Origin of the sequence: Neisseria sp. Marseille-Q1983 (genome assembly GCF_018224585.1) — a bacterium.
In the GTDB taxonomy this organism is placed as follows: Bacteria; Pseudomonadota; Gammaproteobacteria; order Burkholderiales; family Neisseriaceae; genus Neisseria; species Neisseria polysaccharea.
Genome location: NZ_JAGTUI010000059.1, coordinates 1 through 8375, shown reverse-complemented (window position 1 = coordinate 8375; position 8375 = coordinate 1). Strand labels below are relative to the sequence as shown.

Here is an 8375-nt window from a genome sequence, read left to right as displayed (position 1 = left end):
TGCTCATATTGGGGACGGATTGTAAAAGGTCTGCGCCATCCCCTGCCGGCAGGGGCTGGAGGGTGGCTTTAGGATTGAATTTGACTGTGTTGGCTTTTTGCTGCTGCGTCCCGGTAACGGTAACGGGGGAGAGCTCGGCGGTTTCTTCCGCAACAGGGGCTGCCCATACTTGGCTGAGCGCGGCGGCGAGGGGGAGGAGTAGGAAACGGGTGGTTTTCATATCTGACCTACTTAAATGGAGGGTTGTTGTATTAGTACTAAAGTAGTATATAAAACTAAACTGAACGATGTATCAGAAGTTGCACTTTATTTAACATACATCAATAATGAATGTATCGGCCGGATAAAAAAATGCCGTCTGAAGCGGAAACGGCTTCAGACGGCATTTTGAAAGACGGGTTATTTGTTAAAGAAAATCAGCGTCCACGGCAAAACATAGGCCTGCAGGAGGGTCAGGAAGCCGACAAAGCTACAGAAAATCAAGCTGTGTTTCACGGTGAAGCGGAACAGGTTGGATTCTTTGCCTTCCAGACCGACCGCCGCGCAGGCGATGGCGATGGATTGAGGGGAAATCATTTTGCCGGTTACGCCGCCGGTGGTGTTGGCGGCAACGGTCAATTCGGGGGTAACGCCGATTTGGTGCGCCGTACTTGCCTGCAAAGAACCGAATAAGGCGTTTGCGGAAGTGTCCGAACCGGTCAGAAATACGCCCAGCCAGCCGAGGAACGGCGAGAAAAACGGGAACACGGCACCGGTAGCGGCGAGGACGAGTGCCAATGTGGATGACAGTCCTGAATAGTTTGCCACGAATGCGAAACCGAGTACCAAACCGATAGACAGGATGGACAGACGCAGTTCTTTGAGCGTTTCAAAGAACGTGCCGACGGCTTCGGAAGGTTTCATTTTCAGTAAAACGGCAGAAACGATGGAAGCAAACAGGATTGCCGTACCGACTGCGCCGAGGAAGTCGATTTTGAACACGGCGGCGTATGGGGTCGGTTCGCTGACGATGGGCGCGGCTTTTTGTACTAAGTTGTGCAGCATCGGCCAGTCGAATTTGATGGTGGCAACGCCCAAAGCCTCTTTAACGCCTTTAATCGTCCACACGCTGACGAAAACGGTCAGGATGGCAAAAGGCGACCAGGCTTTGATGATTTGTCCTGCCGTGTATTCGCCCGCTTTGCGTTCGGACGGTTTTTTCATACCGTTGAACGTGAAGATTTCTTCAGGTTGCCATTTTTTCAGGAAAGCAGACAGGCAGATCAGGCTGACCAATGCGGAGGTAACGTCAGGCAACTCGGGGCCGATGAAGTTGGCGGTAATGAATTGGGTTGTGGCAAAGGATACGCCGGCAACCAGAACGGCAGGCCAAGTTTGGCGTATGCCGCGCATACCGTCCATCATGGCAACCAGCCAGAAGGGTACGATGACTGACAGGATAGGAAGTTGGCGGCCGGCGACCTGACCGATGTGGTAAGGATCGAGGTTGGACACTTGTCCGGCAACCAAAACCGGAATGCCCATCGCGCCGAAAGCCACGGGCGCGGTGTTGGCAATCAAACACAAACCTGCGGCGTAGAGCGGATTGAAGCCCAAGCCCACCAGCAAAGCGGCGGTAATCGCCACCGGCGCGCCGAAGCCTGCCGCGCCTTCGAGGAATGCGCCGAAGGAGAAGCCGACTAGCAGCATTTGCAGGCGTTGGTCTTCTGTAATTGAAATAACAGAGGCGCGGATAATATCGAACTGCCCTGTTTTTACGGTAATTTTATATAAGAACACGGCGGTAACGATAATCCAGGCAATCGGCCACAAGCCGTAAGCGAAGCCGTACAGCGCGGAAGAAACCGCCATACCCGCCGGCATCCCGAAGCCGAATACGGCAACGGCAAGCGCAATCAGCAGCGTATAAAGCCCCGCCTGATAGCCTTTGAGCTTCAGGACGGTCAGCGCGGCAAAGAAAAAGACGATGGGTAAGAGTGCGGCGGCGGCAGTCAGATACAGGCTGCCTCCTATCGCCGTGTAGTTTTGAATCCAAGTTTCCATAATTGGGCATCTCCGGAAATATTTTTCTAATCGTCGGCAATAGTGGTCAAACCAATTAAAGCAACGTTGCATTACTTTACGAAACTTTAATATTCAGGTCAATATATTTTTGGGCGGTGCGGCAGGTTTGAAGCGGAGGTTTTTGTTTAAATATAATTAAAACAATAAATTATGCGAATAAAAAATGTAGTTTGATGTAGTTTTTTCCTGTATTTCAGGGGTGGTGCGAGGTAAATGCCGTTGACGGCGGGAACGGCGGGTCATTAGAATCCGCCCTGATTGGTCAGTCCAATTTGATGTTTGATGTATTTTGGAAGGGTTCGGCAAAGAATCTTTTAAAGGAGGGGGTGATGAAACTGATAAGGCCGCAGAAAATCAGCGATCAGGTGTTGTCGGTGCTGGAGGAGCGCATTGCGGAAGGCATTTACGCGGAAGGGGGCAAGATCCCCCCGGAGCGTGTTTTGGCGGAAGAGTTCGGCGTTTCGCGTCCGTCGGTCAGGTCGGCATTGAATATTTTGGTCGCCCGTCAGGTTTTGGAAGCGCGGCAGGGCGACGGCTATTATGTTTCCGTCAAACCGCAGCAGGATTTCCTGAAAAGTTGGCAGGAGCTTTTGGGCAAGCATTCCAATTGGGAGCAGGATGTTTTTGATTTCAGTTGCCATATTGAGGGCTGTATGGCGGCATTGGCGGCAGAACGCCGCACGGATGCCGATTTGAAGCGGATTCGGTTTTGGCTTGAAAAGTTTGAGGAGGCGTGCGGAAGCGGCAATTTGGAACATCAGGGCGAAGCCGATGTCAGCTTTCATCAGACGATTGCGGATGCGGCGCACAATTTGTTGTTCAGCCATTTGTCGGGTGGTTTGTTGAAAATGCTGTACCGGCAGACGCGCAGCAGCCTTATTTACCTGAATCAGGAAGAAGATCCGCGTCCGAAACTGATGGCGCAGCACCGCGTGCTGTATGAGGCGATATCGAACCGCCGGCCGGTCGAGGCTTCGGAGGCGGCAAAGTCCCATTTGAATTATGTGGCGAGCAGCATCTTGAAAGACAGGGAATATCAGAGCCGTAACCGCCACGCGGATACTTTGGCGCAAAACGATTTGAAGCGCGTGCAGGATTGGGCGGTGTGAATGCCGTTCAGACGGCATAGCATATTCAGATGTATCGGTAGTCTCACCCGATTTGAACGGGCGGATAAGGAAATGCCGTCTGAACAGCATTTGCGGTTCAGACGGCATTCGGTTTGCGGGGCGGCGGCGTTTGCTTAGAAGCCTTGCGCCAGCATCGCATCGGCAACTTTGACGAAGCCGGCGATGTTCGCACCGTTGACGTAGTTCACTTTGTCGCCGGCTTTGCCGTATTTCAGGCAGGACTCGTGGATGCTTTGCATAATGCCGAACAGTCGGCTGTCCACTTCTTCGCGCGTCCAAGACAGGCGGATGGCGTTTTGGCTCATTTCCAAGCCCGAAGTTGCCACGCCGCCGGCGTTGGAGGCTTTGCCCGGGGCGTAGAGGATGCCGGCTTTGATAAATTGCTCGACCGCACCCAAAGTTGACGGCATGTTCGCACCTTCCGCAACAACGTAGCAGCCGTTTGCCAACAGGGCTTTGGCGGCTTCTTCGTCCAATTCGTTTTGGGTCGCGCAGGGCAGGGCGATTTCGGCGGCAACGCCCCACGGTTTCTGGTTTTCAAAGTATTGCAAGCCTTGCTCTTTGGCGTAGGTGGAAACGCGTTCGCGGCGGACTTCTTTCAATTCGATCAAGGCGGCGAGTTGCGCTTCGGTCATACCGCTGTCGGAGAAGAGGACGAAGCCGTTGGAGTCGGAAACGGTCAGCACTTTCGCACCCAGTTGGATGGCTTTTTCGGCAGCGTATTGCGCCACGTTGCCGGAGCCTGAAATCAGTACGCGTTTGCCTTCAAAACTATCGTTGCGGGTTTGCAGCATGGCTTGTGCGAAATAGACGCAGCCGTAGCCGGTCGCTTCAGGGCGAATCAGGCTGCCGCCCCATTCCAAACCTTTGCCGGTCAGGACGGAAGTGAATTCATTGCGGATTTTTTTGTATTGTCCGAACAGGTAGCCGATTTCGCGTCCGCCTACGCCGATGTCGCCGGCCGGAACATCGGTGTCCGCGCCGATGTGGCGGTAGAGTTCGGTCATAAAGGCTTGGCAGAAGCGCATTACTTCGGCATCGGATTTGCCTTTGGGGTCGAAGTCGGAACCGCCTTTGCCGCCGCCCATAGGCAGGGTGGTCAAGGCGTTTTTGAAGACTTGTTCAAAAGCGAGGAATTTCAACACGCCCAAATCGACGGTCGGGTGGAAGCGCAGACCGCCTTTGTAAGGACCGATGGCGGAGCTCATTTGAATGCGGTAGCCCCGGTTGACTCGGACTTGTCCTTTATCGTCCTGCCAGGTTACGCGGAACATGACGACGCGTTCGGGTTCGACGATGCGTTCCAGCAGGCTTTGCTGGGTGTATTTCGGATTTTTTGCCAAAAACGGATCGAGGCTCATGAAGACTTCTTCAACCGCCTGATGGAACGGTTCTTGATTGGGGTTGCGTTGTTTGAGGTTGGCAAACAAGGTGTTCAAGTCAGTCATTTGGATACTCCTTTTGGTTGATATTGTACTAATGGGAAAACAAATTTGTAGGTAGCAATATAAACCTATTTTTTTCTGATGCCAAGCCCGATTTGGCACAAATTGTTGACATTATTTTTTCCATATTTTCAATGTTTGATGTTTATTGCTGATAATAAACCAATAATCATAAATTAATTTCGAAAATAAAAATATTATTGGAATTTTATTTCAAGTAATTAAATTAGATTTTTTGATTCCAATCAAGGTAATTTTGTTTTCCATCCGGGTTTTACTGTGGAAAAGGACTAAAATTGTCAACAATCCTGTCTGACCGTACTCGCGTTTTTATCGTCAGGCGGGGCGGCCTGCGCGTTTGTCCGGACTCGGGCGTTGGCCGGAAATGTTACAATATGCGCCGTTTAATTTGATGAAAGATGATGATGAAGGCTTATTTGGACTTGATGCGCCACGTCCTCGACAACGGTACGGACAAATCAGACCGCACCGGTACGGGCACGCGCTCCGTATTTGGTTATCAGATGCGTTTTGACTTGGGCAGGGGTTTTCCGCTGCTGACGACCAAAAAGCTGCATTTGCGCTCGATAATCCACGAGCTGCTTTGGTTTCTCAAAGGCGATACCAATATCAAATACCTGAAGGACAACAATGTTTCCATTTGGGACGAGTGGGCGGACGAAAACGGCGACTTGGGCCCGGTTTACGGCTATCAATGGCGCAGCTGGCCTGCACCCGACGGCAGGCATATCGACCAAATCGCCAATGTGGTGGAACAAATCAAGAAAAACCCCGACTCGCGCCGCCTGATTGTGTCGGCGTGGAATCCGGCCTTGGTCGATGAAATGGCACTGCCGCCCTGCCACGCGCTGTTTCAGTTTTACGTTACTGACGGCAAACTGTCCTGTCAGCTTTACCAGCGCAGCGCGGATATTTTCCTCGGCGTGCCGTTTAATATTGCCAGCTACGCGCTGTTGACGATGATGATGGCGCAAGTGTGCGGATTGGAGGCGGGCGAGTTTGTCCATACGTTTGGCGACGCGCATTTGTACCGCAACCATTTCGAGCAGGCCGCATTGCAGTTGGAACGCGAACCGCGTGCCTTGCCTGTGATGAAAATCAATCCTGAAGTCAAAGATTTGTTTGCCTTCAAGTTTGAAGATTTTGAGTTGGAAGGTTACGACCCTCATCCGCATATCAAGGCGGCAGTATCAGTCTGAGGAGGGTATATGGATAGGCATTTCGGGCGCAGGCGTTTTTTGACGGTTGCCGCCGTTGCGGCGGCGGGCGCGGCGGTTTCTTTTTTGCCGAATCCTTTTGCCGCCGATGATGAAAAACGCAACGGGGATGAAAAACGCGATGAAAATGTGTTTTTCTGGAAAGGTGTCGCGCTGGGTTCCGGCGCGGAGCTACGCCTGTTTGGTGTGGACGACAGGCGTGCGGCGGATTTGGTCAATAAGGTTTTGGCGGAAGTGGCGCGTTTGGAAAAAATGTTCAGCCTTTACCGTGAAGATAGCCTGATCAGCCGCCTGAACCATGACGGTTATCTGACTTCGCCGCCGGCGGATTTCTTGGAACTGTTGAGCATTTGTCGGGATATGCATACTTTGACCGGAGGGGCATTCGATCCGACAGTGCAGGTGTTGTGGAAATTGTATGCCGATTATTTTGCCGCTCATCCCGATGCGGAAACACCGCCGTCGGAAAATAGCGTGAAGGAAGCCTTGAAGCGGGTCGGATTTGACAAATTGGTGTTTGATGACCGTGAAATCCGTTTTACCGAAAAGGGCATGGGTTTGTCCTTGAACGGCATCGCGCAAGGCTATATCACGGACAAGGTTGTTGCGCTACTTAAAGCAAACGGCGTGCCTGCCGCGCTGGTCGATATGGGCGAAATCAGGGGATTTGATACAAACGGCAGGCGGACTTGGAATGTCGGCATCCGCAATCCGGACGACGAAGAAGGCGTGTTGGCAAATATCACGATGAAAGACAAGGCGTTTGCCACTTCGGGCGGCTATGGGACGGTGATGGACAAAGCGGGCAGGTTTACCCATTTGTTCGATCCGCGAACCGGCGTGAGTACGCCGCGTTATAAAAGCATGAGCGTAATGGCGGATGATGCGGCGGTTGCCGATGCCTTGTCGACGGCGTTTTCCATTATGGATTTGCCTTTGATACGGTCGGTTGCCGAAAGCAGGCGGCTTAAAGTTTGGCTGGTCATGCCGGACAATACTTTGAACGAAATAGGCTGAACCTGAAGCAAAAATGCCGTCTGAAAGGCTTTCAGACGGCATTTTTGCTGTTTGGATGGCTTTTAAAGGATGCCCAAAGAATTGATGAAAACAATAATAATGGCAATCGGGGCGAGGTAGCGCAAGGTATTCAGCCACAGCAGCAGCACTGCCCGTGGTACGGTGCTGCCCGATCCGGCATCTTTTAACACAGACTGCTTGTCCTGAATCCAGGCGGTAAAGATGGAAACACTCAAAGCACCAATCGGCATAATGACCGCTGAAATAAGGTAGTCCCACAAATCAAAAATGGTTTTGCCGAAAACCTTAAACTCACTCCAGATGCCGAAAGACAGTGCGGACGGGATGCCGACAATGAAAATAGCCGTGCCGATAAGCCAAGTGTGCTTTTTGCGTTTGCGCTCGTCTTGGCGGATGGTTGCGGCAATGACCGTTTCCAACATCGAAAATGCCGAAGTCAGCGTGGCGAAAACGACCAGCAGCATAAATACCGCAAACAAAACCGTACCGAACGGCATCTTCATAAACACTGCGGGCAATACGATAAAAATCAATCCCGGTCCCTGGCTCGGTTCAAAACCGAAGGCGAATACTGCCGGGAAAATCACCAGGCCGGCAAGCAGCGAAACCAAGAGGTTCATCCACATAATCGTATGGCCGGAACGGAACATATCCTGATCTTTTCCCAAATACGAAGCATAGGTAATCATAGCGGAAACACCGATGCTCAGGGCAAAAAACGCCTGTCCCAAAGCCGTAATCATCGTATCGGCTTTAAAGTACGACCAATTCGGTTTGAGCAGGAAAGACACGCCCTCCATTGCACCCGGCAGCGTCAGCGAACGGATTGCCAGCGCAATAAAGAGGATAAACAGCCCCGGCATCAGATAACGGTTTGCCTTTTCAATGCCGTCTGAAATCCCACCTTTGACTACCCAAACCGTAATCAGCATAAACAGTGCCTGATAGGACAGCGAACCTGCCGGATTGGAAATCGTTGTGCCGAACAGGGCTTCAAAGTCGGCTCCCGCATGGATTGCCCCTGTAAAACTGTGGACGACATAATTCAATACCCATCCGCCGACCACGCTGTAAAACGACAGCAAAATAAAGCAGGCGGCAACGCCCATACGCCCGACCCAAAGCCATTGCGTGCCCGGACGCAGAACCCTGAAGGAATCGACGGCATTTTTACCGCCCGTCCGTCCGATATAAAACTCGGCAAGCTGGACAGGCAGGGCGACCAAGATAGTAAATATCAAAAACAGCAGGAAAAACACCGCGCCGCCGTTGGTGCCTGCCGTATAAGGAAATTTCCAAATCGCGCCCAAACCGATAGCCGAACCTGCCGCAGCAAGGACGAAACCGATTTTGGACGACCAAGAAGTATGGTTACTCATAAAATTTATTAAGAAATGTGAAGATAGTATAGTGGATTAACAAAAATCAGGACAAGGCGACGAAGCCGCAGACAGTACAGA

The 8375-nt window shown here is 51.8% G+C and carries 6 protein-coding genes and 1 pseudogene; 3 read left to right on the top strand and 4 right to left on the bottom strand.

The genetic code is table 11. The features are described from left to right. Both KEM39_RS10225 and KEM39_RS10220 read right to left on the bottom strand, forming a co-directional pair. Positions 1-220: pseudogene (locus KEM39_RS10225) on the bottom strand (TonB-dependent receptor); the annotation flags it as partial. Positions 221-399: 179 nt separating this feature from the next. After that, entirely contained in the window at positions 400-2043 is a 1644-nt protein-coding gene (locus KEM39_RS10220) for a lactate permease LctP family transporter (protein ID WP_211709960.1), read from the bottom strand. 350 nt (positions 2044-2393) lie between these two features. On the opposite strand from KEM39_RS10220, the gene KEM39_RS10215 reads away from it, so the two are divergent. Next, positions 2394-3173 carry a FadR/GntR family transcriptional regulator gene (locus tag KEM39_RS10215; protein ID WP_115119474.1) on the top strand — a complete coding sequence of 260 codons (780 nt, stop codon included), beginning with the start codon at positions 2394-2396 and terminating at the stop codon, positions 3171-3173. A 134-nt stretch (positions 3174-3307) separates the two neighbouring features. Here KEM39_RS10215 and gdhA read toward each other — a convergent pair whose 3' ends face one another. After that, complete coding sequence (gene gdhA, locus KEM39_RS10210; protein WP_115178042.1) at positions 3308-4642, bottom strand: NADP-specific glutamate dehydrogenase; 1335 nt, start codon at positions 4640-4642, stop codon at positions 3308-3310. 422 nt (positions 4643-5064) lie between these two features. On the opposite strand from gdhA, the gene KEM39_RS10205 reads away from it, so the two are divergent. Both KEM39_RS10205 and KEM39_RS10200 read left to right on the top strand, forming a co-directional pair. Continuing rightward, a complete protein-coding gene (locus tag KEM39_RS10205; RefSeq protein WP_211709961.1) occupies positions 5065-5859 on the top strand; it encodes a thymidylate synthase in 795 nt (264 codons plus the stop codon). A 9-nt stretch (positions 5860-5868) separates the two neighbouring features. Further along, complete coding sequence (locus KEM39_RS10200) at positions 5869-6894, top strand: FAD:protein FMN transferase (RefSeq protein ID WP_118997611.1); 1026 nt, start codon at positions 5869-5871, stop codon at positions 6892-6894. A 62-nt stretch (positions 6895-6956) separates the two neighbouring features. On the opposite strand, the gene KEM39_RS10195 is transcribed toward KEM39_RS10200, so the two are convergent. Continuing rightward, positions 6957-8294 (bottom strand): sodium-dependent transporter, encoded by a 1338-nt coding sequence (locus KEM39_RS10195; protein WP_118997610.1) that lies wholly within the window; start codon positions 8292-8294, stop codon positions 6957-6959. Positions 8295-8375: the final 81 nt, after the last annotated feature.